The following is a 23,203-nucleotide window of genomic DNA, read 5'->3' on the forward strand; positions in this document are numbered from 1 at the left end:
CTGCGGGGTCGCAGTCACCGAACATCACCTGCACTTCGTAAACAACGGTTTTGCTCATGGGGGTCTCTTAACGTGGGGCCATTCGCAGCGCGCCGTCCAAGCGGATGACTTCGCCGTTCAAGTGGTCGTTGTTGACGATATGGCAAGCCAGTTCGGCAAATTCGCTGGGTTTGCCCAAGCGCGCAGGGAAGGGGATGCTGGCGGCCAACGATTGCTGCACGGGCTCGGGCAGGCTGGCCAGCAGCGGCGTTTTGAAGAGTCCAGGTGCGATGGTGCACACGCGGATGCCGTGCTGAGCCAGGTCACGGGCCATGGGCAGTGTCATCCCGACCACGCCAGCTTTGGACGCGCTGTAGGCCTGCTGACCCACTTGGCCATCAAAAGCCGCGACCGAGGCGGTGAAGACCATCACACCTCGGGCGCCATCTTCCATGGGCTCGAGCCTGCTGCAAGCCTCGGCAAACAAACGTGCGGCGTTGTAGGTGCCGATCAGGTTGACGTTGATCACTTTGGCAAATTCTTCCAACGGTGCGGCTTTGCCGTCCTTGCCCACCACGCGCTTGGCGGTGCCGATGCCTGCGATCTGCATCAGGATGCGGGCAGGGCCGTGCGCGGCGGCTGCGGTCTCGATGGCTTGGGCCATGCTGTCCGGGTCGGACACGTTGCAGTGCACCGCAATGCCGCCAATGTCTTTTGCGACGCGTTCGGCGTTGTCCATGTTCAGGTCGAGCACAGCGACTTTGGCGCCCAGACGGGCCAGTTCACGGGCCGTGGCCTCGCCCAAACCAGAGCCACCTCCGGTGACCAGTGCTGTTTGTCCTTGGATGTTCATGTCAGTTCCTTTTGTTGAGCTGGAAGCGGCGCCCTCGGTGGGTTCAAACGCCTTCGGGGTTTTCGATCAGCAGTGCAATGCCTTGACCGCCGCCCACGCAGGCACTGGAGATGCCCCAGCGCAAGCCACTGCGTTTCAATTCACGCGCTAGGGTGATGGTCAGGCGCACACCGGTCGCAGCCAGCGGATGGCCCAAAGCGATGGCACCGCCGTTCACGTTCAGCTTGGACAAATCCAGGCCCAGCTCGCGACCCACGGCCAGGGTTTGTGCACCTTGGGCTTCGTTGATCTCGAAGCGGCCAATGTCGGACAGCTGCAGACCCGTGCGTTCCAGCAGCAATCGAATGGCTGGTGCGGGGCCAATTCCCATGATCTCGGGTGGCACGCCCACAGCGGCAGCAGCCACCACGCGGGCCAGTGGCTTTTTGTGGTTTGCTCGGGCATAAGCACCGGAGGTGACCACGCAGGCCGCGGCGGCATCCACCAGGGCCGAGCTGTTGCCGCCGGTTTGCACGCCGCCTTCGTAAACAGACTTGAGTTTGGCCAGCACTTCGGGCGGCGAGATGCGGGGGTGGGTGTCCGCACTGACTTCGGTGACTTTGCCTTGCAGTTGGATGCCGCGAGGCTTGTAGCCTTCGAGCTCGAACTTCTCGGTGATCACCGGCACGATCTCACCCGCATGGAAACCACCCGCTTGCGCCGCTAAGGCTTTGGCGAAGGATTCGGACGCAAACTGGTCCACTTCTTCGCGGGTGATGTGGTACTTCTTGGCCAGGTTCTCGGCGGTCTGGATCATGTTGATGCCAGCAGCCGGGTCTTTCAGTGCTTCCCACATGTAGTCTTTGAATCCCACGGGCGCGCCCAGCTTGAAGCCGGTGCGGTGGTCGAAGGCGGCAATGGGGTTGCGCGTCATGCTCTCGGTGCCGACCACCAGCGCGGCATTGCACACACCCGCTTCGATTTGTTCGCCCGCCTGACGGAAAAGTTCAAATCCTGTGCCGCAAATGCGTTGGGTCATGATGGCGGGCACCTCTTGCGGCACACCGGCATAAAGGCCAATGTGGCGTGGCAAGAAGAACTGGTCAAAGTCGCCAGGGGCCATGTTGCCAGTGATGACAGAGCCGATGTCGTTGGGGGCGATGCCCGCACGTTTCAAGGCTTCTCGGGCGGCCTTGATGCCCAAGTCAGTGGGGGAGATGTGACCCAAGGCACCGCAATAGTCCACCATGGGGGTGCGCACGCCTTCGTGCATCCACACATCCGCAAACGCGTTGAAAAATCCTTTGGCGGTCATCTTGTGCTTTCGCTCCTGCGCGGAGATCATTGGGGTTTGACGATGCAGTGCAAGGTGTCGGCGTGCAGCGCAGCCACGGTGTCAGCGCGGTGGCTAAGCACGGAGCGCTGGTTGATCGAGCCCTTGTCGGTGATTTCGCCCTTGTCGATGGTGGGCGGCTCACTCAGCAGGCACAGGCGGGCGATGCGGTTGGCGCTGCCGGTGGCGCTCTGGGCCAAGCTGTTGACGATCTCTTGGAACTTGGCCAGCACAGGGGCTGATGCGAGTACCTCGGACAAAGGCGCATCGGCAGCCAGGCCGCTCAAGGCGCGCACGGCAGGCGTCGGAAAAATCATGGCGCCAACTTCCTTCAAGTTGATGCCGGTCAGCACCGCGTCCTGGATGTAGGGGGCACCGGCTGCGATGATCTTGCCGCGCAATGGCCCGACGCTGACAAAAGTGCCGGTGGCCAGTTTGAAATCTTCGGCAATGCGGCCATCGAATTTGAGGCCCAGGTGGACATCGGTTTCATCGATCCATTTGACCGCGTCGCCGGTTTTGAAGAAACCCTCTTCGTCAAAAGCGCCCGCCGTTTCTTCGGGGTTGCGCCAATAGCCAGGCGTGATGTTGGGGCCCCGGTACCGCACCTCGGTTTTGCCATCGGTGTCCACCAGTTTGAGCTCCAGCCCGGGTGTGGGCACGCCCAAGTCGCCCGCTTGCACAAAGGGGTTGGTCACGAAGATGCCAAACGGGCCGGATTCGGTCATGCCCAGGCCCGTGCCCATGACGATGCGTTCGCCAATTTCAAGCTCTTGCGATGCGTAGAGGCTGTCCCAAATGGGTTGGGCCAATGCAGCACCCGCATAAAAGAACATCTGCACCCTGGACAGCAGCGTTTTGCGCAGTTGGTCATCGGATTGCATGGCGTTGGCAATCGCCTCGAAACCCGTGGGCACGTTGAAGTACACCGTGGGCGCGATCTCGCGCAGGTTGCGCAGGGTCTCGTGCATCAGGGCTGGGGTGGGTTTGCCATCGTCGATGTACAAGGTACCGCCGTGAAACACCGTCATGCCAAAGTTGTGGTTGCCACCAAAAGTATGGTTCCAAGGCAGCCAGTCGACCAGCACCAGTTCCTGTTCGGCCAGAACCGGCATGGACTGAGCCATTTGCTGCTGGTTGGCGCACCACAGGCGTTGGGTGTTGATGACGGCCTTGGGCAGTTTGGTCGAGCCGCTGGTGAACAAAAACTTGACGATGGTGTCCGGGCCGGTGGTGGCCATTGCCGCGTCCACCGCAGGGGTGGCAGGTGTCGCACACAGGCTGTCGAACAACGTCACCTCACGGCCTTGCACAGCGCCTTCAACCATCACGACTTCCATGCTGTCACCCGCCGTGGCGGCAATGGCTTTAGCGTAACGGGCGTCAGACGCGAAAACCAAGCCGGGTGTCACGGTCTTGAGCACATGTTTGAGCTTGTCGTAATCCACGCTGACCAAGGAATAAGGCGGTGACGTGGGCACAAAGGGCACGCCAGCGACCATGGCGCCCAAGGCCAGCAGGGCATGTTCCAGGCTGTTTTCGCTCAGGATGACCACGGGGCGCTCGGCATTCAGGCCACGGTTGATCAGGCCTTGGGCAATGTTGCGGGCCGTGGCCCACGCTTGCGCATAGCTGATGTGTTTCCAGTCGCCCAGCGTGCCATCGGCCTGCTTCACGCGGCGCGCCATGAAGCTGTGCTCGGGCTTGACGCGCGCCCAGTGTTGCAGGCGGTCGGTCAAGCGGTCAGGAAAGCCTTGCAGCTCTTGGTCGGCCTTGAGGTAGTGTGTTCCGGGCACACCATCGCGCAAGCTAACGCGGGTCACGCCGAACTTCAAGGGGCGAAATTGGGGGGCGCTCATGCTTTGTCTCCGATGCTCTGGGGTATGCCGGCTCAGGCTTTTTGCACTTTGGCCGCTTTGCCTTCGAGGAAGGCGCGAACTCGGGCTTTGGCTTCGGGCGCGGACTGAGCAATTGACGAAATCAGTGCTTCTGTGAAGAAACCATGGTCTGCCGGTTGCTCGGCGATGCGGGGCAGGGCGTGCATCAGAGCGAAGTTGGTCAGGGGGGCATTGGTGGCGATGCGGGTGGCCAGCTCAATGGCCTTGGTCAAGGCCGTGCCGGTGGGCACCAAGTACTGGGCAAAGCCCACGCGCTCACCATCTTGGGCGTTGTACACGCGGCCTGTGAGCATCATGTCGGTCATTCGGGCGGCGCCAATCAGCTTGGGCACACGCACCGAACCGCCGCCGCCGACAAAGATGCCGCGCGTGCCTTCGGGCAGGGCGTAGAAGGTGCTGTCATCGGCCACCCGGATGTGCGAGGCACTGGCCAGCTCCAAACCGCCGCCCACCACTGCACCGTGCAGAGCGGCGACCACGGGCACGCGGCCTTGCTCTACCGCGTTCAGTGCCACATGCCAGCTGCGTGAGTGGTAGATGCCTTCACCCGCGTCGCGCTCTTTGAGCTCGGACAAATCGAGGCCCGCGCAAAAGTGCTCGCCCTCGCCGTGGATAACCGCCGCACCGGCCTCAGGCGGCAAGTTCTGGAACACATCGCGCAGGGCCTCGATCAGGCCATCGTTCAGGGCATTGCGTTTGGCCGGGCGGCAAAGGCGCACCACGGCCACTGCGCCTTGCATTTCCAAAGCAACACCTTGAGAGGCTGCACGTTCAAGGAGGGGGTGGCGGGTGAAGGTCATGCGGCGCGCGCTCATGAGAATGGCTAAAGGGCCAAAAAGGTTATTATTGATAACGATATTGTGATCAGTGCGACGGCTTTTTCTCCTTGGTGTTTTCCCTAGGATTTACGGTTCCTCGAGAAACTTTCAACCCATTGGGCCGACCCGCTGCTGGGGCGATCGGTGGTTTGGTTTCAGCACGCGGTCTTGCTTGTGACGCACAGCGTGCTGGTCTTCGGCTATCGTTCTCATAACACCTGTTTGGGAAACCCATGAAACACGAAGACCTCATCGCCATCGACATCCACACGCACGCCGAAGTGAGCTGCTGGAACCCGTTTGAAAACTACGGCGAGGAGTACGACCGTGCCGCCGACAAGTTTTTTGGCAGCAACCGCCGCCCGACCATCGAAGAGACGGTGGTCTATTACCGCGAGCGCAAGATTGGCTTGGTCATGTTCACGGTGGACAGCGAGTCGCAGCTGGGCCGCCGCCGCATCCCCAATGAAGAGATCGCTAAGGCCGCACGCGACAACAGCGACATGATGATTGCCTTTGCCAGCATCGACCCGCACAAGGGCAAGATGGGCGCGCGCGAAGCCGAGCGCTTAATCCAGGAAGAAGGCATAAAAGGCTTCAAGTTTCACCCCACGGTGCAGGGCTACCACCCGTATGACAAGATGGCCTGGCCGATTTATGACGTGATCAACGAGCACAAGCTGCCCGCCATCTTTCACACGGGTCACAGTGGCATTGGTTCGGGCATGCGCTGCGGCGGTGGGCTTCGTTTGGCCTACAGCAACCCCATGCACTTGGACGACGTGGCGATTGACTGGCCTGATATGCAGATTGTCATGGCACACCCCAGCTTCCCCTGGCAAGACGAGGCCTTGAGTGTGGCCACGCACAAGCCCAACGTGTGGATTGACTTGTCCGGCTGGAGCCCGAAATATTTTCCGAAGCAACTGGTGCAGTACGCCAACACATTGCTCAAAGACCGCATTTTGTTTGGCAGCGATTACCCGCTGATCACACCTGAGCGCTGGATGAAAGACTTCGAGGTGGCTGGCTTCAAGCCCGAAGTGATGCCCGGTATTCTCAAAGGCAATGCGGTGCGTTTGTTGGGCTTGGACAAGGCCGTCTGATCTGTCGCTTGCGTTTTGGAGGATGCAGTTTCAGCGCCCTCAGTTTCAATCACCTTGCCCTGCAGGGCTTTGCAGCAACTGACCCATGGGCCAGTTGAGCAGTTCTGCCAGGCGGCAGACCACCCAGCGAGCTTCCAGGGGCGAGACCACCGAGGGCTCAGCCAGCAGCCCCAGCTCACATTGGGCCAGCACCAGTTCTTCGGTGATGCCCAATGTGAATTGCATGTTGGCGGCTTTTTTGGTCAGCAGGTTGGCCAGGTCTTCACACAGTTCGTAGCGCTCGGCCATCTCGCTCAGGCCGATGCTCGGTTTGATCTTGCCATGGGGCACGTAGAGTACTTTAAAACTCTCTGGCAGATAAAGTTGGTTGTCGTCGCTCATTGGGGGCAAGGTGGCGGGGGGCTCATAGGGAAATTTTTCTCACAGACCCCATTGTCGTTCCCAAAACTGTTCAAAGGGCCGCATGGTTTTTGACGGTATGCTAGAAGCGACTTCTTCCCACCTTTTGTTGACATGGCCACCACCCCTCAATCGCTTTCTGGTCTCGCGCCGTTTTTAAAGCCTTACCGCTTCACCATGGGGGTCGCCGCACTGTTTTTGTTGCTTGCTGCAGGCACCACCCTGGCTTTTCCTTGGGTCTTGCGCCAATTGATTGACCAAGGTTTGGCCATTGGCGCCACCGCCGAGCAGTTGTCGGGCAACTTTTTGCAATTGTTTGTCGTGGCGGCAGCCTTGGCGGTTTTTTCGGCTGGGCGCTACTACACAGTGAGCTGGCTGGGCGAACGCATCACCGGCGATCTGCGCAATGCGGTTTACGGCCATGTGCTGAAACAAAGCCCCGCGTTTTTTGAAACAACGCAATCGGGCGAAGTGTTGTCACGGCTGACCAACGACACCACCTTGGTGCAAACCGTGGTGGGGTCATCTTTTTCCATGGGCCTGCGTAACCTGGTCATGGGTTCTGGGGCCTTGATCATGTTGGTGTGGACCAACCCGGTGCTCATGCTGCAGGTGGTGGCGGTGCTGGCCGCGGTGATTTTCCCGAGTGTGTATTTGGGGCGACGCGTGCGCCGTTTGTCACGGGCCAACCAGGACCGCGTAGCCGATTCGAGTGCCATCGCTTCCGAGGTGCTCAATGCCATTGGTGTGGTGCAAAGTTACACCGCAGAAGGCCGCGAGACCCGTCGTTTCATTGAATCGACCACGCGTGCCTTGGCTACGGCGCTGGGCCGCATCCGCGCACGCGCTGTGCTGGTGGGCTTCATCATCATGGCCTCGAGTGCGGTGTTGCTCTGGGGTTTGTACATGGGCACGCTGGCCGTGCGCGCGGGCACCAGCACAGCGGGCCAGTTGGGCGAAACCGTGTTTTATGTCATCTTGCTGGCCAGCGCCTTTGCCGTGCTGGGCGAGGTGTATGGCGACTTGCTGCGCGCAGCCGGGGCCACCGAGCGCCTGATGGAATTGCTGAACACCGAATCCAACCTCAAGAGGGCAACCCAGCCACAACAAGCGCCTTGGCCGCAAGGCGGCTCATCGTTGCAGCTGCAGTCGGTTCGGTTTCACTACCCCTCGCGCCCCGACACCTGGGCGATCGATCAGCTCAGCGGACAGATCCACTCGGGTCAGACGGTGGCGGTGGTGGGGCCGAGTGGCGCCGGTAAAACCACCTTGTTCGACTTGCTGATGCGCTTTCACGACCCGCAGTCGGGCCGCATCGTGCTGGACGGTGTACCGATTGACCAGATGGACCTTCATGATCTGCGCAACCGCATGGCCATCGTGCCGCAAGAGCCGGTGATTTTTTCGGGCACGGTGATGGAGAACATCCGTTACGGCAGACCTGAGGCCAGTCTGGACGAGGTGCACGCTGCAGCCGAAGCGGCCTACGCCCAAGAATTCATCCGCGAATTGCCCGAGGGTTTTGACACTTATTTGGGCGACCGGGGTGTGCGCTTGTCGGGCGGGCAACGCCAACGCATCGCCATTGCGCGGGCCATCCTCAAAAACCCGCCACTTTTATTGCTCGACGAAGCCACCAGCGCGCTCGATGCGCAAAGCGAAAAAATGGTTCAGGCCGCGCTGGACAAGGCCATGATCGGCCGCACCACGCTGGTCATCGCCCACCGCTTGGCGACGGTGCAACGTGCCGATGTGATCTGGGTGCTGGAACGTGGCCGCCTGATGGAGCAGGGCACCCACGCCCAACTGCAGGCCCGGGGTGGGCTTTACGCCAGCTTGGCGGCGCTACAGTTCAACGGCGTGTCCGGCGTTTAAGGGGTACCGGCCCCAACCGATACCCATCCCATTGGGCATTGCCGCCCGGTCAGCGCAGTGCCTGCACCAGCAAACCCACCACCACGCACAAGCCCAACACTTCATAAACACTGCGCTGTTTTTGGATGAGCAACCAAGCGGCCAAGCCCGTGAGCACAAAAGCCCAGAAGTCGGGCAACATGTGCCAGCCCTGGGGCAGCCAAGTTTGGCGGGCAAAGACGCCGGCCAATTGCACCATGACACCGATCACCGCTGCCGTGATGGCTTGCAGTGGGCCTTGCAGGGCGGGCATCTGGCGCGTGGATTCGACAAAAGGGCCGCCCGCCAGGATAAACACGAACGAGGGCAAAAAGGTGAACCAGGTCACCACGCAAGCGGCAATGATGCCACCCAGCAGCGGGGAGCCGGTGATGGCTTGGCTGTGCCCGCCTAAAAAGCCCACGAAAGCCACGACCATGATGAGTGGGCCCGGCGTGGTCTCGCCCAGTGCCAAGCCGTCCATCATCTGGGCGGCGCTCACCCAGCCATATTGCGTGACTGCGGCGTGTGTCACAAATGGCAGCACCGCATAGGCTCCGCCAAAGGTCAACAGCGCCGCTTGTGTGAAAAAGCCGCCCATGAGGGTCAGGGTGTGTTGACCACCCAACAGCCACGCCAGCGCTCCCAGCGTGAGCACCCAAAGGCCCACCCCGATGGCCACCCTCTGGATCAGCCGATCATGTTGGTAATGCGTGTGCGCCGGCGCGGGGCTGTGGTCGTCCAGCCAGGCTGGACCGTCTGAAGCCGCTGCAGCTTGGGGCGAAGAGTGCACTGAGCCCGCCACTGGTCGGGCAAATGGCTTGTGCATTTGCCAGCCCGTGAGGGCAGCGGCCACCACGATGATCGGGAAGGGGACGTCCCAGAGCATGCCCAGCAAGGACAAACCGGCCACCCACCAAAGCCAGCGGGCCTTGAGCGTGCGCATCCCAATGCGGTGCACCGCTTGAATCACCAGCGCAGTCACGGCCGGCTTGAGTCCCCACAAAATGGCCTGCCCCCAAGGGTGTTGCCCCCAGGCGCTGTAGGCCCAAGCCAGCGCGATCATCAACAAGAGCGAAGGCAACACAAACAGAGCGCCGGCTGCGATGCCGCCGCGTGTGCCGTGCATCAACCAGCCCATGTAAGTGGCCAGCTGTTGGGCCTCCGGGCCGGGCAGCAACATGCAGTACTGCAAGGCGTGCAGGTAGCGCTTTTCTGAAATCCAGCGCCGACGTTCCACCAGCTCACGGTGCATCAGCGCGATTTGCCCGGCCGGACCGCCAAAGCTGACACAGCCGAGCCAGAACCAAAATTGGAGGGCTTGGCGAAAGGAAACAGGAGCGGGTGCCAAATGGGCGCTGTTCATGGGGTGTTCCAGTGTTCGCGAAAGGCTTGTGCAAAGGCCGGTGTGCCGCTCAGGCTCAAGCTCAATTCGAGGCGGTCATCAGGCCCTGGGGCGGGGTCAATGGCCAATGTTTTCTGTGCACTTTGCCAGACGGCTTGGGCAGGCCTGCCCAGGTGCTCGCCTGGGCCATGCAATTGAACTTGCAGGTCAAGGTCCCAGTCTGCCCCATCTTCGAGGGGGCCGGGGCCTGTTGGACTGAAGCGACAGGCCCAGGCGAGCAGCAGCGCCACTTCCTGGCACAAGGCGCGGGTATGCTGGGCCGCTGGTTGGGCCAGTGCGTTCCAGCAGACCACGCCGTCGGTGTCTTCGCTGCACTCGAAATCCAGATATTGCCAATCCATCGGGTACTTTTCATCCATTTGCGCCATTGTCGCTGTCCCTTTGGCCTGTCACTTGGGATACAAAAAATGTATTTACTGCTTAAATATTCAGCAATAAATGAGATTCAAATGGGTTCTTGTATACAAGGATGGCGGTGACAGTGGTTTAATCCGTGCTTCTCCTTCTGTCCACCCATGAGCACTTCTCCCGTTCGCTTTATTGACGCCGACTTTGTCGAAGAAGGCGGCTCCCAAGTCGTCAAGGCACAGCAACGTTTGCGTGAATGGATATTGGCAGGCGACCTGCCCTCGGGTGCACGCATAGCCGAGTTGGCTTTGGTGGATCGCCTGGGTATGTCTCGAACACCCATTCGCTCAGCGCTCATGCACCTCAGTCAAGAGGGCTTGCTGGCGTCACTGCCGGGTGGTGGCTATGCGGTGCGCACATTTTCCGAGCGCGAGGTAGCCGATGCCATCGAACTGCGTGGCACCTTGGAAGGCTTGGCCGCTCGCTTGGCTGCCGAGCGTGGCGTGCGGGCTGGCTTGCTGAATCAAGCGCGTGAATGTCTGAACCAAATCGATTGGGTGTTGCGCGATTCGGCCTTGGACGATGAAACGTTTTCGGCCTATGTGGCGCTCAATGGGAAATTCCACAAGCAACTGTCCGAAATGGCCGACAGTGCTGTGCTGGCCCGAGAAATCGAACGTGCCTCGAGCTTGCCTTTTGCTTCGGCTTCTGGCTTTGTGGGTGTGCACATCAAAGACCACCATGCGCGAGACACCTTGGTGATCGCCCAGCACCAGCACCGCCAGGTGCTGGACGCCATCGAGCGGCGCGAAGCGGGCCGGGCCGAGGCCCTCATGCGTGAGCACTCGCGCATCGCGCGGCAAAACATGCAGGTCGCGTTGCGCGACCCTGCTGCATCGGGCACCCCCGGCGTGCAATTGATTCGACCATCTTGAACAACGGTTTTTTAACGAGGAGATAGAGCATGCAAAAACGACAATTCCTGAGTGCCATCGTTGGCGTAAACCTGGCTTTGACCGCAGCGTCTGCCATGGCTCAAGACAAATTCAAAATCGGCCTGATTTTGCCCATGACCGGTCCGTTTGCCTCCACCGGCAAGCAAATTGAAGCTGCAGCGCGCCTCTACATTGCCCAAAACGGCGACATGGTGGCCGGCAAAAAAGTCGAGCTGATTGTCAAAGACGACACCAGCGCTGCCGACGTGACCAAGCGCTTGGCCCAAGAGATGGTGGTCAACGAAAAAGTCAGCGTGTTGGCCGGCTTTGGTTTGACCCCTTTGGCTTTTGCCACAGCGCCCATCGCCACCCAGTCCAAGACCCCCATGGTGGTGATGGCGGCTGCAACGTCCAGCATCACACAGGCTTCGCCTTTCATTGTGCGCACCAGTTTCACACTGCCCCAGGCGGCGGTGGCCATTGCCGACTGGGCACCCAACAACGGCATCAAAAAAGTCGTGACTTTGGTGGCCGATTACGGTCCTGGCATTGACGCAGAAAAGTTCTTCAAAGACCGTTTGCTGTTCAATGGTGGCCAGGTCCTGGACAGCTTGCGCGTGCCCATGCGCAACCCCGACTTTGCGCCTTTCTTGCAAAAAGTGCGTGACCTCAAACCCGATGCGTTTTATGTGTTTGTGCCCTCTGGCGCAGGCGCAGCCCTCATGAAGCAGTTTGCCGAGCGTGGCTTGGACAAAGCGGGCATCAAACTGATTGGCACCGGTGACATCACCGACGACGACATCTTGAACAGCATGGGCGATGTGGCCAATGGTGTGGTGACTTCGCACCATTATTCGGCATCGCACAACTCGCCGCTGAACAAAAAGTTCGTGGCAGCGTTCGAGAAAGCCAACAACGGTTTGCGGCCTAACTTCATGGCCGTGGGTGGCTATGACGGCATGCGCGTGATCTACGAAGCAGCCAAGGCCACCAAGGGTGCAGGCGGTGAAGCTTTGCTCGAAGCCATGAAGGGCCAAGTGTTTGAAAGCCCCCGTGGCCCGATGTTCATCGACGCGCAAACCCGCGACGTGGTGCACAACATTTACATCCGCAAAGTCGAGAGGGTGGGCGGTCAGTTGTTCAACCAGGAGTTTGCGACCCTCAAGGACGTGAAAGACCCGGGCAAAACCAGGTAAGCCAGCGTTTTTCTGCAGGGGTGCACGGGTTGTGCTCCTGCGTTTTCCACCTCACCCAGTTGACATGTTGACCATTATTTTCGATGGCATTGCTTACGGCATGCTGCTTTTCATCCTGGCCGTGGGCCTGTCCGTGACCATGGGCTTGATGAACTTCATCAACCTGGCGCACGGTGCATTTGCCATGGTGGGCGGCTACCTCACGGTGGTGCTCATGCAGCACTGGAATGTGCCTTTTTTGTGGTGCCTGCCCATTGCTTTTGCGGGCGCGGCCTTGCTGGGCGCTGTGCTAGAGCGCACGCTGTACCGGCACATGTACCGCAAGCCGCATTTGGACCAGGTGCTGTTTTCCATCGGCCTGGCATTCATGGCCGTGGCCAGCATGGATTACTTCATGGGCTCGCAGCAGCAGATCATGCAGTTGCCCGACTGGTTGCGTGGTCGTACCGAACTGTGGGCTGGCCAAGCCTTCGAGTTGGGCATGGGCCACTACCGCCTGTTCATCATCGCGGTGTGTGCGGCCCTCACGGTGGGCTTGCAATTCATCTTGAGTCAAACCCGCTTTGGCAGCCGACTGCGTGCCAGTGTCGACGACGCGCGGGTGGCCGCAGGTCTGGGCATTCGGGTCAACCTCGTGTTTGCCGCCACCTTCGCGGTGGGCTCGGGTTTGGCTGGACTCGGGGGGGCTTTGGGGGCTGAGGTGTTGGGCTTGGATCCGACCTTTCCGCTCAAGTTCATGGTCTATTTCTTGATCGTGGTGGCGGTGGGCGGCACGTCTTCCATCACCGGTCCGCTGTGGGCGGCGTTGCTTCTGGGCATCGCCGATGTGGCGGGCAAGTACTACATGCCCAAGTTGGGTTCTTTTATCGTGTATTCGCTGATGATCGCGATTTTGATCTGGCGTCCGCAAGGCCTGTTTGTGCGCAAAGGAGGCCGCTGAAATGGACAACATGACTGCACAGCAACAACTGTTGTCCAAAAACCGGGTGCGTGGTTGGGAACCCCTGGTTTGGTTGGTGGCATTTGTATTGCCTTTTGTTTTTCCTGGGCATGCCCTGATCGTCAACGAAGTGGCCATCGTTGCCTTGTTTGCGGTGTCGCTCGATTTGGTGCTGGGGTACACCGGCATCGTCTCGCTCGGACATGCCGCCTTTTTGGGTTTTGGGGCCTATGCGGCGGCGCTGTTTGCCAAGCATGTGATGCCCGACCCGCTCCTGGGTTTGATCGTGGGCACCGCCGCTGCCACCGTTTTGGGGGCCTTGTGTTCGTTGACCATCTTGCGGGGCACCGATTTGACCCGGCTGATGGTCACCTTGGGCATGGCCCTGATCTTGATGGAACTGGCCAATAAACTCGACTGGCTCACCGGAGGCTCGGACGGTTTGCAAGGGGTGGTGATGGGGCCGGTGTTGGGCCGTTTTGAATTCGATCTCTACGGACAGACGGCGGCTTGGTATTCACTGACGGTTTTGCTGGTCCTGTTTGTGTTGGCCAGGCGTTGGGTGAACTCACCTTGGGGTGCCACGCTGATGGCGGTGCGCGACAACCCCTTGCGGGCCATGGCCATCGGCATACCGGTGCACCACCGATTGGCCGTGGTCTACACCGTGGCGGCGGCTTTGGCCGGAGCGGCCGGTGCCTTGCTGGCGCAGACCACCGGCTTTGCATCGCTGGATGTGTTTGCATTGGAACGCTCGGCCGACGTGATGTTGATGTTGGTCATCGGCGGCGTGGGCTGGCTTTATGGCGGCGTTGTGGGCGCAGTTGTGTTCAAGCTCATGCACGATGTGATTTCGGGCATCACGCCGCAGTATTGGACGTTTTGGATTGGCCTGTTCCTGGTGGTTTTGGTCATGGTCGGACGTGAGCGGCTGATTCGCCCCTGGCGGTGGTTTGGTCACGCTGCGAATGAAAAAGGCGGTGTGCGATGAGTGTGACCGTTGTGACCCCCCCCATCGTGTTGAAGGCCCAGGGCCTGGTCAAACAGTTCGGGGGCATCACCGCCACCGACCATGTGGACTTGGAGCTGCGCTTGGGTGCACGCCATGCCCTGATTGGCCCCAACGGCGCTGGCAAGACCACGCTCATCAATTTGTTCACCGGTGTCTTGCCGCCCACGTCGGGCCGGATTGAATTGCTGGGTGAAGACATTAGCCAGCTGCCACCACACCAACGCGTGCACCGGGGCATGGTGCGGACTTTCCAGATCAACCAGTTGTTTGCCAGCATGACGCCGCTGGAAACGCTTGCCATGGTGGTGTCGCAACAACGCGGCCTGGGCGGTCGCTGGTGGTCTGCCTTGGGGCAAGATGCCCAGGTGGTTGCGCGGTGCGAAGAACTGCTGGCGCTGTTCAGGTTGACCGAAGTCATGCACCAGCGCACCGAATACCTGGCCTATGGCAAACGCCGCTTGCTGGAGATGGCGATTGCGCTGGCGTGTGAGCCCAAAGTGTTGTTGCTCGACGAACCGGTGGCCGGTGTGCCCGCGGGCGAGCGCGAAGAGTTGCTGCAGACCGTGGCAGCGCTGCCTGCCGAAGTGTCTGTTTTGTTGATCGAGCACGACATGGATCTGGTGTTTGAATTTGCCGACCGCATCACGGTGCTGGTCAACGGTGCCGTGCTGACCGAAGGTACGCCCGAGGCGATCGCGGCGGACCCGCAGGTCAAAGCAGTCTACCTGGGGCATGGCGAGGAGGTGGCCCATGGCTGAGTTGTTGCGTGTGGAGAACCTGCGTGCGGGGTATGGCGAAGCCGTCGTGTTGAACGACATCAGCCTGACCTTGGGCGAGGGCGAAACCTTGGCTTTGCTGGGCCGCAATGGCACCGGTAAAACCACTTTGATAGACACCTTGGCCGGTGCCACGCGCCAGCACGGCGGGGAGATCTTTTTGGGCGGTCTGCCCCTGCACACGCTGCCCTCGCACGAACGCGCTGCAGCAGGCATTGGCTGGGTGCCGCAAGAGCGCAATATTTTCAAATCGCTCACCGTGCACGAAAACCTGACCGCTGTGGCCAGGCCGGCACGCGCAAGCCGCGCCTGGACGCCGGAGCGTGTGTACGAGATGTTCCCCCGTCTGGCCGAACGCCAAACCAACTTGGGTACGCAACTTTCAGGGGGCGAGCAACAAATGCTGGCCGTAGGCCGGGCACTGGTGCTCAACCCCCGCTTGCTGCTGCTCGATGAACCGCTCGAAGGCTTGGCGCCGATCATTGTGGAAGAGTTGCTGCGCGCCATTGCCCGCATCACCCGCGAGGAGGGCCTGTCGGCCATCATCGTGGAGCAGCATCCGCAAGCCATTTTGCGCATCAGCCACCGCGCCGTGGTGTTGGACCATGGCAACGTGGTGCACGCCAGCGACGCAGATGCCCTTCGCCAAAACCCCGAATTGCTTGACAGCCTGTTGGGCGTGGCCCGAAAGCTTTGATTGGAACGAGAGAGGACAAGATGTTCATCAAAAATACCTGGTATGTGGCCTGTTCCCTGGCCGACCTGTATGCCTTGGGCGACAAGCCACTGGGGCGCACCATTTGCAACGAACAGATGGCGTTCTTCAAAGGCCCGGACGGCAAGGTTGCTGCAGTCGAAGACTTTTGCCCGCACCGTGGCGCACCCCTGTCGCTGGGCAAGGTCTGCAATGGCAATCTGGTGTGTGGTTACCACGGTTTGGAAATGGGCTGCGAAGGCAAGACCGTGCACATGCCCGGCCAGCGCGTGCGCGGCTTTCCCGCCGTCAAGAGCTACGCCGTGGTAGAGCGCTACGGTTTTGTTTGGGTTTGGCCCGGTGACCAGGCCAAGGCCGATGTGGGCCAAATGCCCGTGTTCGAATTTTTCGACAACCCCGCCTGGGCTTATGGCGGTGGGTTGTATCACGTCAAAGCCGATTACCGCCTGATGATCGACAACCTGATGGACCTCACGCACGAGACCTATGTGCATGCCAATAGCATCGGCCAACCCGAGATCGACGAAACGCCCTGCACCACCTCTGTGGAAGGTGACCAAGTCATCTTGCAGCGCCATATGGAAGGCATACAGGCACCGCCTTTTTGGCAAATGGCCATGAGCGCCAATGGTTTGGACCCGCAGGCCAAGGTGGACCGCTGGCAAATTTGCCGCTTCACGCCACCCACCCACATCATGATCGACGTGGGTGTGGCGATCGCGGGCCGTGGTGGATTTGACGCGGCCCCCGAACACAAGGCCTACAGCGTGGTGGTCGACTTCATCACACCCGAGACAGAGACCTCGCACTGGTACCACTGGGGCATGGCTCGCCAGTTCAAGCCCAATGATGCGGCGCTCACTGACAAGATCCGCATGGGGCAGGGCGGCATTTTCAACGAGGACATGGAAATGCTGCAATTGCAGCAAGCCAACATCAGCAGGTGGCCCGAGCGCAAACTGCTGATGCTCAACATCGATTCCGGTGGGGTTCAATCGCGCCGCATCATCGAGCGCTTGCTGGCCGAAGAAAACAACACCGGAGCCACCGCATGAACACCACAGACCTGAGCCAAACCCCGATCGCTGAAGAGGGCAACTTCGAGGTGCAACTGAACAAAAGCGGTCAGATCCTGCAAGTCACCAAAGACCAATCGATTCTGAAAGTGCTGCAAGACGCCGGACACGACGTGCCGTTCTCTTGCTCGGAAGGCATTTGCGGCACCTGCCTGACCCCAGTCGTGGCGGGGAAACCCGACCATTGGGACATGTACCTGACCCCCGAAGAGCAGGAAAAAGGCGACTGCATCATGGTCTGCTGCTCACGCAGCCAGACGGCACGCTTGGTGCTGGATTTGTGATGGCCACGGTGCCATCAGCGCGGCGGCTTTGCTGCTCACCACCATCGTGTCTTTTTTGACGCTCAGCACATTGCTGTTGGTGTTGCAGCATCACCTTGTGTGATCTTTACTGTCCTTTGCAGCGCGCTTGCAGCCATGTTCTGGCAAGGGCAAGTCTTGGGCTCATGGGGTCAACCATTGGCCAGCCACCTGGTTGATCAGTGCCAGAGTGGCTTGCTGGGTGAGCGTGGTGGGGCGCAATGAGCTGACCGCTGTCGTCAGCTGTATCGTCAGAGCAGGTTCACACATTGGCCTCACGGCAAAAGCCGACGGCCGCACCGAACGCATGACGGCGTTGCGCGACAAGATGGCACAGCCCGCGCCGTCGGCCACCAAATCCAGGATGGCGCTCACCCCGTCGATTTCCAACGCGATGAGCGGGCGGCAGCCAATCGCGGCCATTTCGGATTCGACGTGCATGCGGATCGCATTGGGACGGGTGGGGATGACCAAGGGCAAGTGGGCCACGTCTTTCAGCGCAATGGGCGGTGGCGGTGGATCTTCTTGCAAGCCCGCAGGGCGTGGCTGCACCAGCAGCAATTCCTCTTTGACGAGTGGGGTGTGTGCGATGCCTTGAACTTGGTTGGGGTTGTAAAGAACGGCAATGTCCAAGCGGCCGTTCAGCAGGTTTTCTTGCATGGCACTCGACAGGCCCTCACTGATGGACAGTTGGGCTTCGGGCATGCTGGCGCGAAAAGCCCGTGTCAATGGCACTGTGAGCATGCGTGCCACACTCGGGGGCATGCCCAAAGCCACACGGCCGGTGAGGCCGGTGCGCACGCGACCCAGCTCTTCTCGGGCGCGTTCGACTTGGTGCAGGATGCCCCGGCCGTGCTCGAGCAGCAGCTGGCCCGCTTGGGTGGGTGTGGCTCCTCGGCCATTGCGCACCAAGAGGTTTTGCCGCAACTCGACCTCGAGCAGACGCACTTGGCGGCTGAGCGCGGGTTGGGCGATGTTCAGTGTTTGGGCGGCGCGGGTGAAACTGCCCAGTTCGGCCACGCGCACAAAGTATTCGAGTTGTTTGAGGTCCATGCAGGCCTTTACGTTGCTATTATTTTGTCATATCGATGGGTCTGTTATGCAAATTTGTTCTAGCTGGTAGATGGCCCTGACGCTGTGTGCATGGCGAGCGAGCCTGCACAATCGGATGCAGTCATTTGTACCTTCAGGAAGCCCCCATGAGTCAATCCAAGCCTTTGATCATCGATGTGCACGGCCACTACACCACGGCACCGAAAGCGCTGGAGGACTGGCGCAACAAGCAAATTGCGGGCATCCAAGACCCCGCATCCATGCCCAAAGTCTCTGAGCTGAAGATCAGCGACGACGAACTGCGCGAAACGATTGAGACCAACCAGCTGGCCAAGATGAAAGAGCGCGGCTCTGACATCACCATTTTCAGCCCCCGCGCCAGCTTCATGGCCCACCACATTGGCGACTTCAAGGTGTCCTCCACCTGGGCGGCGATTTGCAACGAGCTGTGCTACCGCGTGGGTCAACTCTTCCCCGATCATTTTGTGCCTGCGGCCATGTTGCCCCAGTCGCCTGGCGTGGACCCCGCCACCTGCATCCCTGAGCTGGTCAAGTGCGTCGAGCAATATGGCAACGTCGGCATCAACCTGAACCCGGACCCGTCGGGCGGCCATTGGACGTCGCCGCCACTGTCTGACAAAGCGTGGTACCCCATTTATGAAAAGATGGTCGAGTACGACATTCCAGCGATGATCCACGTCTCGACCAGCTGCAACAGCTGCTTTCACACCACTGGTGCGCACTACCTGAATGCCGACACCACCGCCTTCATGCAGTGCCTGACCAGCGACCTGTTCAAAGACTTCCCGACATTGAAGTTCCTGATCCCGCATGGTGGCGGTGCAGTGCCTTACCACTGGGGCCGTTTCCGGGGTCTGGCGCAAGAGCTCAAAAAGCCTTTGCTGTCTGAGCACCTTCTCAACAACATCTTCTTTGACACCTGTGTCTATCACCAACCCGGTATCGATCTGTTGACCAAAGTGATCCCGGTCAAGAACATCTTGTTCGCGTCCGAGATGATCGGCGCGGTGCGCGGCATCGACCCGGAAACCGGTCACTACTTCGACGACACCAAGCGCTATGTGCAAGCCACGGCCAACCTGAACGACCAAGAGCGTTACATGGTGTTTGAGGGCAATGCGCGCCGTGTGTTCAAGCGCTTGGACGACCAGCTCAAGGCCAAAGGAATTTGAGGACTTTGTGAGACAGATCTTTAGCTCTCTCATCAACTGATTAAATAAGGAAAGAACATGTACGAACTCGGCGTTGTTTACCGCAACATCACCCGCGCAGACCGCGCAGCGGCCGATGGCTTGGCAGCCCTCGGCTCGGCCACCGTGCACGAGGCCATGGGCCGTGTGGGCCTGATGAAACCCTACATGCGCCCCATTTATCCTGGCGCACAAGTGTCGGGCACGGCAGTGACGGTGCTGCTGCACCCCGGTGACAACTGGATGATGCATGTGGTGGCCGAGCAGATTCAGCCCGGCGACATCGTGGTGGCGGCCATCACCGCCGATTGCACCGACGGTTACTTCGGTGACCTGCTGGCCACATCGTTTCAGGCCCGCGGTGCGCGCGCTCTGATCATCGACGCCGGTGTGCGCGATGCGAGAGAGCTGCAAAAGATGAACTTCCCGGTGTGGAGCAAAGCCATCAGCAGCAAGGGTTGCATCAAGTCCACCATCGGTTCGGTGAACATTCCTGTGGTGTGCGCGGGCATGATCGTCCACCCCGGTGACGTGATCGTGGCCGACGACGACGGCGTGGTGTGTGTGCCCCAGGCACTGGCCGCCAAAACGCTGGCTGCCGCCCAAGCGCGTGAAGCCAACGAAGGCGAAAAACGCGCCAAACTGGCCTCGGGCGTGCTGGGTTTGGACATGTACAAGATGCGCGAACCGTTGGCGGCTGCGGGTTTGAAGTACATCGACTGAGGACCTCGCCATGACCCAACCCACCACAGGTGACTTCACCAAAACCACCGGCTGGATGGACTGGTACACCGGTCCGGCCAAGCCCCGATTTCAATTGCCCGCAGGCGCAGTGGACGCGCATTGCCATGTGTTTGGCCCTGGCGCCGAATTCCCTTACGCACCCGAGCGCAAGTACACCCCCTGCGATGCATCCAAACACCAGTTGTACGCGCTGCGAGACCACCTGGGCTTTGCGCGCAATGTGGTGGTGCAGGCCACTTGCCACGGTGCAGACAACCGTGCCATGGTGGATGCGCTGCTCAACTCTGGCGGCAAAGCGCGTGGCGTGGCCACTGTCAAGCGCAGCGTGAGCGACGCAGAAATTCAGGCCATGCACGATGCCGGTGTGCGGGGTGTGCGCTTCAACTTCGTCAAACGCTTGGTGGACTTCACCCCCAAAGACGAGCTGCTGGAGATTGCAGGCCGCATCGCCCAATGGGGTTGGCATGTGGTCATTTACTTTGAAGCGGTTGACTTGCCCGAGCTGTGGGACTTTTTCACCGCGCTGCCCACCACGGTGGTGGTGGACCACATGGGCCGCCCCGATGTGTCGCTGCCCGTGGAGGGCCCTCAGTTTGCGTTGTTCCAGAAGTTCATGCGCGAACACACCAATGTGTGGAGCAAAGTGTCTTGTCCCGAACGTTTGTCGGTCACCGGCCCCAAAGCATTGAACGGCGAGCAAAACGCTTACCAAGACGTGATCCCCTTTGCCCAGCGCATCGTGCAAGAGTTCCCCGACCGCGTGCTGTGGGGCACCGACTGGCCGCACCCCAACCTGAAAGACCACATGCCCGATGACGGGCTGTTGGTGGACTTCATCCCGCACATCGCGCCCACGGCCGAGTTGCAAAAGAAGCTGCTGGTGGATAACCCGATGCGCTTGTACTGGCCTGAGGAGAACATCTGATGGCCCTCGACAAACCCTACACCGATGTGCCCGGCACCATCATTTTTGATGCCGAGCAGTCTCGCAAAGGCTACTGGATCAACCAGTTCTGCATGTCTTTGATGAAAGCCGAAAACCGTGAGCGCTTCAAAGCCAATGAACGTGCTTATCTGGACGAGTGGCCCATGACGGAAGAACAAAAGCAGGCGGTGCTGGCCCGCGATCTGAACTGGTGCATGCGCACGGGCGGCAACATTTACTTCTTGGCCAAAATCGGCGCGACCGACGGCAAGAGCTTTCAACAAATGGCGGGCTCCATGACCGGCATGACCGAAGAGGAATACCGCCACATGATGATCGGCGGCGGCCGCAGCGTGGAGGGTAACCGCTACATCGGCGAAAACGGCGATGCACAAGCGCAAAACCAGCCCCAAGGCGCAGCCGGTCAACAAATGCGCGCAGCCGGTAAGAAAGCATAAACATGGCCAAAATCACTGCATCCGTTTTTACCTCGCATGTGCCCGCCATTGGCGCGGCCATGGACCTGGGCAAGACCCAAGAAGACTACTGGAAGCCGCTGTTTGCGGGCTATGACTTTTCCAAGCAATGGATGAAGGACAACCCGCCGGATGTGGTCTTTCTGGTCTACAACGACCATGCCACCGCTTTCAGCTTGGACCTGATACCGACATTTGCGATTGGCACAGCGGCTCAATTCACGCCGGCTGACGAAGGTTGGGGTCCGCGACCTGTGCCCTTGGTCAAAGGCCACCCTGAGCTGGCCAGCCACATCGCGCAATCGGTCATTCAACAGGACTTTGACCTGACCATCGTCAACAAGATGGACGTGGACCACGGCCTCACGGTGCCCTTGTCGCTGATGTGTGGTGAAAAGGACCCCGTCAAAGACGCCTGGCCTTGCCCGGTGATCCCGTTTGCGGTCAATGTCGTGCAGTACCCTGTGCCCAGTGGTCAGCGCTGCTTCAATTTGGGCCAAGCCATCCGCAAAGCGGTCGAGAGTTTCGATGAAGACATCAAGGTCCACATTTGGGGCACAGGGGGCATGAGTCACCAGCTGCAGGGTGCGCGTGCGGGTCTGATCAACCGTGACTGGGACAATGCCTGGCTGGACAAATTGATCAACGACCCACTGGCGGCAGCTGCTATGCCGCACATCGACTACGTGCGCGAAGCGGGCAGCGAAGGCATTGAGCTGGTCATGTGGCTGATCGCCCGTGGTGCGATGAGCGACATCCACGACGGCAAAGCCAACGGTCCCGCGCCAAAGTTGCGCCACCGCTTTTACCATGTGCCCGCCAGCAACACAGCGGTGGGACACGTCATTCTTGAAAACACCTGAGAGATTTCACCCATGAGCAAAACCATCAAAGTCGCCCTCGCGGGCGCAGGTGCCTTCGGCATCAAACACCTGGACGGCATTCAAAACATCGACGGCGTGGAAGTCGTTTCGCTGACCGGTCGCGAGTTCGCCAAAACCAAAGAGGTGGCGGACAAATACGGCATTGGTCATGTCACCACCGACCTGAATGAATCGCTGGCTTTGAAAGAAGTCGATGCCGTCATCTTGTGCACCCCGACCCAAATGCATGCCAGCCAGACCCTGGCTTGCCTGAAAGCGGGCAAGCATGTGCAAGTGGAAATTCCCCTGTGTGATGTCTACCAGGAAGGCCAGGAAGTCCTGCGTGTGCAAAAAGAAACCGGTTTGGTCGCCATGGTGGGCCACACCCGGCGCTTCAACCCCAGCCACCAGTGGGTGAACCAAAAAATCAAAGCGGGTGAGTTCAACATCCAGCAGATGGATGTGCAGACGTATTTCTTCCGCCGCACCAACATGAACGCGTTGGGTCAAGCGCGCAGTTGGACCGACCACTTGCTGTGGCACCACGCTGCCCACACGGTGGACCTGTTCGCCTACCAGTGTGGCAGCCCGATCGTCAAAGCCAACGCGGTGCAGGGCCCAATCCATCCTGCCTTGGGCATCGCCATGGACATGAGCATCCAGCTCCAGGCGGCCAACGGCGCGATCTGCACGCTGAGCTTGTCGTTCAACAACGATGGCCCACTGGGCACGTACTTTCGCTATATCGGTGACAGAGGCACTTATCTGGCGCGTTACGACGACCTGTTCACCGGCAAGGAAGAAAAGATCGACGTGTCGCAAGTGGCGGTGTCTATGAATGGCATCGAACTGCAAGACCGCGAGTTCTTCGCCGCGATCCGCGAAGGCCGCGAGCCCAACAGCTCGATTGCCCAGGTGTTGCCCTGCTACCAGGTCCTGCACGACCTGGAGCAGCAATTGGCCTGAGC

The 23,203-nt window shown here is 60.0% G+C and carries 24 protein-coding genes; 16 read left to right on the forward strand and 8 right to left on the reverse strand.

Annotation, left to right across the window (positions count from 1 at the left end; genetic code table 11):
• Positions 1-67: 67 nt before the first annotated feature.
• Genes Q0O19_RS02660 through Q0O19_RS02675 form a run of 4 tightly spaced genes read right to left on the reverse strand, consistent with a single transcriptional unit; the run spans position 68 to position 4,782 of the window.
• Positions 68-832 (reverse strand): SDR family NAD(P)-dependent oxidoreductase, encoded by a 765-nt coding sequence (locus tag Q0O19_RS02660; RefSeq protein ID WP_295519829.1) that lies wholly within the window; start codon positions 830-832, stop codon positions 68-70.
• Between the two features lie 43 nt (positions 833-875).
• The gene (locus tag Q0O19_RS02665; RefSeq protein WP_295519830.1) at positions 876-2,126 is read right to left on the reverse strand and encodes a thiolase family protein; all 1,251 of its coding nucleotides are present in this window, start codon (positions 2,124-2,126) and stop codon (positions 876-878) included.
• Between the two features lie 26 nt (positions 2,127-2,152).
• A complete protein-coding gene (locus Q0O19_RS02670; RefSeq protein WP_295519832.1) occupies positions 2,153-4,003 on the reverse strand; it encodes a feruloyl-CoA synthase in 1,851 nt (616 codons plus the stop codon).
• Positions 4,004-4,035: 32 nt separating this feature from the next.
• Positions 4,036-4,782, reverse strand: a complete 747-nt coding sequence (locus tag Q0O19_RS02675; RefSeq protein WP_295519901.1) for a crotonase/enoyl-CoA hydratase family protein — start codon at positions 4,780-4,782, stop codon at positions 4,036-4,038.
• Between the two features lie 311 nt (positions 4,783-5,093).
• Between Q0O19_RS02675 and Q0O19_RS02680 the strand changes: the two genes are divergently transcribed.
• Positions 5,094-5,966 carry an amidohydrolase family protein gene (locus Q0O19_RS02680; protein ID WP_295519833.1) on the forward strand — a complete coding sequence of 291 codons (873 nt, stop codon included), beginning with the start codon at positions 5,094-5,096 and terminating at the stop codon, positions 5,964-5,966.
• A gap of 45 nt (positions 5,967-6,011) precedes the next feature.
• Here Q0O19_RS02680 and Q0O19_RS02685 read toward each other — a convergent pair whose 3' ends face one another.
• Positions 6,012-6,347 carry an ATPase with chaperone activity gene (locus tag Q0O19_RS02685; protein ID WP_295519834.1) on the reverse strand — a complete coding sequence of 112 codons (336 nt, stop codon included), beginning with the start codon at positions 6,345-6,347 and terminating at the stop codon, positions 6,012-6,014.
• A gap of 132 nt (positions 6,348-6,479) precedes the next feature.
• Here Q0O19_RS02685 and Q0O19_RS02690 point away from each other — a divergent pair, with 132 nt between their 5' ends.
• Complete coding sequence (locus Q0O19_RS02690) at positions 6,480-8,240, forward strand: ABC transporter transmembrane domain-containing protein (RefSeq protein WP_295519835.1); 1,761 nt, start codon at positions 6,480-6,482, stop codon at positions 8,238-8,240.
• A gap of 49 nt (positions 8,241-8,289) precedes the next feature.
• Here Q0O19_RS02690 and chrA read toward each other — a convergent pair whose 3' ends face one another.
• Together chrA and Q0O19_RS02700 are read right to left on the reverse strand one after the other, a co-directional pair.
• Positions 8,290-9,624, reverse strand: a complete 1,335-nt coding sequence (gene chrA / locus Q0O19_RS02695) for a chromate efflux transporter (RefSeq protein WP_295519836.1) — start codon at positions 9,622-9,624, stop codon at positions 8,290-8,292.
• Positions 9,621-10,022 carry a hypothetical protein gene (locus Q0O19_RS02700; RefSeq protein ID WP_295519837.1) on the reverse strand — a complete coding sequence of 134 codons (402 nt, stop codon included), beginning with the start codon at positions 10,020-10,022 and terminating at the stop codon, positions 9,621-9,623. Before Q0O19_RS02700 ends, chrA begins: the two co-directional genes overlap by 4 nt.
• Before the next feature lie 156 nt (positions 10,023-10,178).
• Between Q0O19_RS02700 and Q0O19_RS02705 the strand changes: the two genes are divergently transcribed.
• The 8 genes from Q0O19_RS02705 (at position 10,179) to Q0O19_RS02740 (ending at position 16,945) form a co-directional block, all read left to right on the forward strand.
• On the forward strand, positions 10,179-10,946 hold the full coding sequence (locus Q0O19_RS02705; RefSeq protein WP_295519839.1) for a GntR family transcriptional regulator: 768 nt from the start codon (positions 10,179-10,181) through the stop codon (positions 10,944-10,946).
• Positions 10,947-10,975: 29 nt separating this feature from the next.
• Positions 10,976-12,142, forward strand: a complete 1,167-nt coding sequence (locus tag Q0O19_RS02710; RefSeq protein WP_295519841.1) for an ABC transporter substrate-binding protein — start codon at positions 10,976-10,978, stop codon at positions 12,140-12,142.
• 64 nt (positions 12,143-12,206) lie between these two features.
• Positions 12,207-13,082 (forward strand): branched-chain amino acid ABC transporter permease, encoded by an 876-nt coding sequence (locus Q0O19_RS02715; protein WP_295519842.1) that lies wholly within the window; start codon positions 12,207-12,209, stop codon positions 13,080-13,082.
• Between the two features lie 10 nt (positions 13,083-13,092).
• Complete coding sequence (locus Q0O19_RS02720; protein WP_295519903.1) at positions 13,093-14,073, forward strand: branched-chain amino acid ABC transporter permease; 981 nt, start codon at positions 13,093-13,095, stop codon at positions 14,071-14,073.
• Positions 14,070-14,852: an ABC transporter ATP-binding protein gene (locus Q0O19_RS02725; protein WP_295519844.1), complete on the forward strand. Its 783-nt coding sequence runs from the start codon at positions 14,070-14,072 to the stop codon at positions 14,850-14,852. Before Q0O19_RS02720 ends, Q0O19_RS02725 begins: the two co-directional genes overlap by 4 nt.
• The gene (locus tag Q0O19_RS02730) at positions 14,845-15,567 is read left to right on the forward strand and encodes an ABC transporter ATP-binding protein (RefSeq protein WP_295519845.1); all 723 of its coding nucleotides are present in this window, start codon (positions 14,845-14,847) and stop codon (positions 15,565-15,567) included. The genes Q0O19_RS02725 and Q0O19_RS02730 overlap by 8 nt, the downstream gene beginning before the upstream one ends.
• Positions 15,568-15,587: 20 nt before the next feature.
• On the forward strand, positions 15,588-16,640 hold the full coding sequence (locus Q0O19_RS02735; protein WP_295519847.1) for an aromatic ring-hydroxylating dioxygenase subunit alpha: 1,053 nt from the start codon (positions 15,588-15,590) through the stop codon (positions 16,638-16,640).
• A complete protein-coding gene (locus Q0O19_RS02740; protein WP_295519848.1) occupies positions 16,637-16,945 on the forward strand; it encodes a 2Fe-2S iron-sulfur cluster binding domain-containing protein in 309 nt (102 codons plus the stop codon). The genes Q0O19_RS02735 and Q0O19_RS02740 overlap by 4 nt, the downstream gene beginning before the upstream one ends.
• Before the next feature lie 162 nt (positions 16,946-17,107).
• On the opposite strand, the gene Q0O19_RS02745 is transcribed toward Q0O19_RS02740, so the two are convergent.
• Positions 17,108-18,016 carry a LysR substrate-binding domain-containing protein gene (locus Q0O19_RS02745; protein ID WP_295519850.1) on the reverse strand — a complete coding sequence of 303 codons (909 nt, stop codon included), beginning with the start codon at positions 18,014-18,016 and terminating at the stop codon, positions 17,108-17,110.
• Positions 18,017-18,180: 164 nt separating this feature from the next.
• Between Q0O19_RS02745 and Q0O19_RS02750 the strand changes: the two genes are divergently transcribed.
• Genes Q0O19_RS02750 through Q0O19_RS02775 form a run of 6 tightly spaced genes read left to right on the forward strand, consistent with a single transcriptional unit; the run spans position 18,181 to position 23,201 of the window.
• Positions 18,181-19,209: an amidohydrolase family protein gene (locus Q0O19_RS02750; RefSeq protein WP_295519905.1), complete on the forward strand. Its 1,029-nt coding sequence runs from the start codon at positions 18,181-18,183 to the stop codon at positions 19,207-19,209.
• A 57-nt stretch (positions 19,210-19,266) separates the two neighbouring features.
• Positions 19,267-19,950 (forward strand): 4-carboxy-4-hydroxy-2-oxoadipate aldolase/oxaloacetate decarboxylase, encoded by a 684-nt coding sequence (gene ligK / locus Q0O19_RS02755; protein ID WP_295519852.1) that lies wholly within the window; start codon positions 19,267-19,269, stop codon positions 19,948-19,950.
• Positions 19,951-19,960: 10 nt separating this feature from the next.
• Positions 19,961-20,896 carry an amidohydrolase family protein gene (locus Q0O19_RS02760; protein WP_295519854.1) on the forward strand — a complete coding sequence of 312 codons (936 nt, stop codon included), beginning with the start codon at positions 19,961-19,963 and terminating at the stop codon, positions 20,894-20,896.
• Positions 20,896-21,354: a protocatechuate 4,5-dioxygenase subunit alpha gene (gene ligA / locus Q0O19_RS02765; protein ID WP_295519856.1), complete on the forward strand. Its 459-nt coding sequence runs from the start codon at positions 20,896-20,898 to the stop codon at positions 21,352-21,354. The genes Q0O19_RS02760 and ligA overlap by 1 nt, the downstream gene beginning before the upstream one ends.
• 2 nt (positions 21,355-21,356) lie before the next feature.
• Positions 21,357-22,235: a class III extradiol dioxygenase subunit beta gene (locus tag Q0O19_RS02770; RefSeq protein WP_295519857.1), complete on the forward strand. Its 879-nt coding sequence runs from the start codon at positions 21,357-21,359 to the stop codon at positions 22,233-22,235.
• Positions 22,236-22,247: 12 nt separating this feature from the next.
• Positions 22,248-23,201 (forward strand): Gfo/Idh/MocA family oxidoreductase, encoded by a 954-nt coding sequence (locus Q0O19_RS02775; protein WP_295519859.1) that lies wholly within the window; start codon positions 22,248-22,250, stop codon positions 23,199-23,201.
• The last annotated feature ends 2 nt before the right edge of the window (positions 23,202-23,203 follow it).

Source organism: Limnohabitans sp. Rim8, assembly GCF_945869175.1.
In the GTDB taxonomy this organism is placed as follows: Bacteria; Pseudomonadota; Gammaproteobacteria; order Burkholderiales; family Burkholderiaceae_C; genus Limnohabitans_A.

Coding starts and splice junctions, on each gene's coding strand:
- Q0O19_RS02715 (WP_295519842.1), top strand. CDS start 12,207: ATGTTGACCATTATTTTCGATGGCATTGCTTACGGCATGCTGCTTTTC.
- Q0O19_RS02730 (WP_295519845.1), top strand. CDS start 14,845: ATGGCTGAGTTGTTGCGTGTGGAGAACCTGCGTGCGGGGTATGGCGAA.
- Q0O19_RS02670 (WP_295519832.1), bottom strand. CDS start 4,003: ATGAGCGCCCCCCAATTTCGCCCCTTGAAGTTCGGCGTGACCCGCGTT.
- ligK (WP_295519852.1), top strand. CDS start 19,267: ATGTACGAACTCGGCGTTGTTTACCGCAACATCACCCGCGCAGACCGC.
- Q0O19_RS02735 (WP_295519847.1), top strand. CDS start 15,588: ATGTTCATCAAAAATACCTGGTATGTGGCCTGTTCCCTGGCCGACCTG.
- Q0O19_RS02760 (WP_295519854.1), top strand. CDS start 19,961: ATGACCCAACCCACCACAGGTGACTTCACCAAAACCACCGGCTGGATG.
- Q0O19_RS02675 (WP_295519901.1), bottom strand. CDS start 4,782: ATGCAAGGCGCAGTGGCCGTGGTGCGCCTTTGCCGCCCGGCCAAACGC.
- Q0O19_RS02775 (WP_295519859.1), top strand. CDS start 22,248: ATGAGCAAAACCATCAAAGTCGCCCTCGCGGGCGCAGGTGCCTTCGGC.
- chrA (WP_295519836.1), bottom strand. CDS start 9,624: ATGAACAGCGCCCATTTGGCACCCGCTCCTGTTTCCTTTCGCCAAGCC.
- Q0O19_RS02700 (WP_295519837.1), bottom strand. CDS start 10,022: ATGGATGAAAAGTACCCGATGGATTGGCAATATCTGGATTTCGAGTGC.
- Q0O19_RS02660 (WP_295519829.1), bottom strand. CDS start 832: ATGAACATCCAAGGACAAACAGCACTGGTCACCGGAGGTGGCTCTGGT.
- Q0O19_RS02745 (WP_295519850.1), bottom strand. CDS start 18,016: ATGGACCTCAAACAACTCGAATACTTTGTGCGCGTGGCCGAACTGGGC.
- Q0O19_RS02740 (WP_295519848.1), top strand. CDS start 16,637: ATGAACACCACAGACCTGAGCCAAACCCCGATCGCTGAAGAGGGCAAC.
- Q0O19_RS02690 (WP_295519835.1), top strand. CDS start 6,480: ATGGCCACCACCCCTCAATCGCTTTCTGGTCTCGCGCCGTTTTTAAAG.
- Q0O19_RS02665 (WP_295519830.1), bottom strand. CDS start 2,126: ATGACCGCCAAAGGATTTTTCAACGCGTTTGCGGATGTGTGGATGCAC.
- Q0O19_RS02685 (WP_295519834.1), bottom strand. CDS start 6,347: ATGAGCGACGACAACCAACTTTATCTGCCAGAGAGTTTTAAAGTACTC.
- Q0O19_RS02770 (WP_295519857.1), top strand. CDS start 21,357: ATGGCCAAAATCACTGCATCCGTTTTTACCTCGCATGTGCCCGCCATT.
- Q0O19_RS02720 (WP_295519903.1), top strand. CDS start 13,093: ATGACTGCACAGCAACAACTGTTGTCCAAAAACCGGGTGCGTGGTTGG.
- Q0O19_RS02705 (WP_295519839.1), top strand. CDS start 10,179: ATGAGCACTTCTCCCGTTCGCTTTATTGACGCCGACTTTGTCGAAGAA.
- ligA (WP_295519856.1), top strand. CDS start 20,896: ATGGCCCTCGACAAACCCTACACCGATGTGCCCGGCACCATCATTTTT.
- Q0O19_RS02710 (WP_295519841.1), top strand. CDS start 10,976: ATGCAAAAACGACAATTCCTGAGTGCCATCGTTGGCGTAAACCTGGCT.
- Q0O19_RS02680 (WP_295519833.1), top strand. CDS start 5,094: ATGAAACACGAAGACCTCATCGCCATCGACATCCACACGCACGCCGAA.
- Q0O19_RS02725 (WP_295519844.1), top strand. CDS start 14,070: ATGAGTGTGACCGTTGTGACCCCCCCCATCGTGTTGAAGGCCCAGGGC.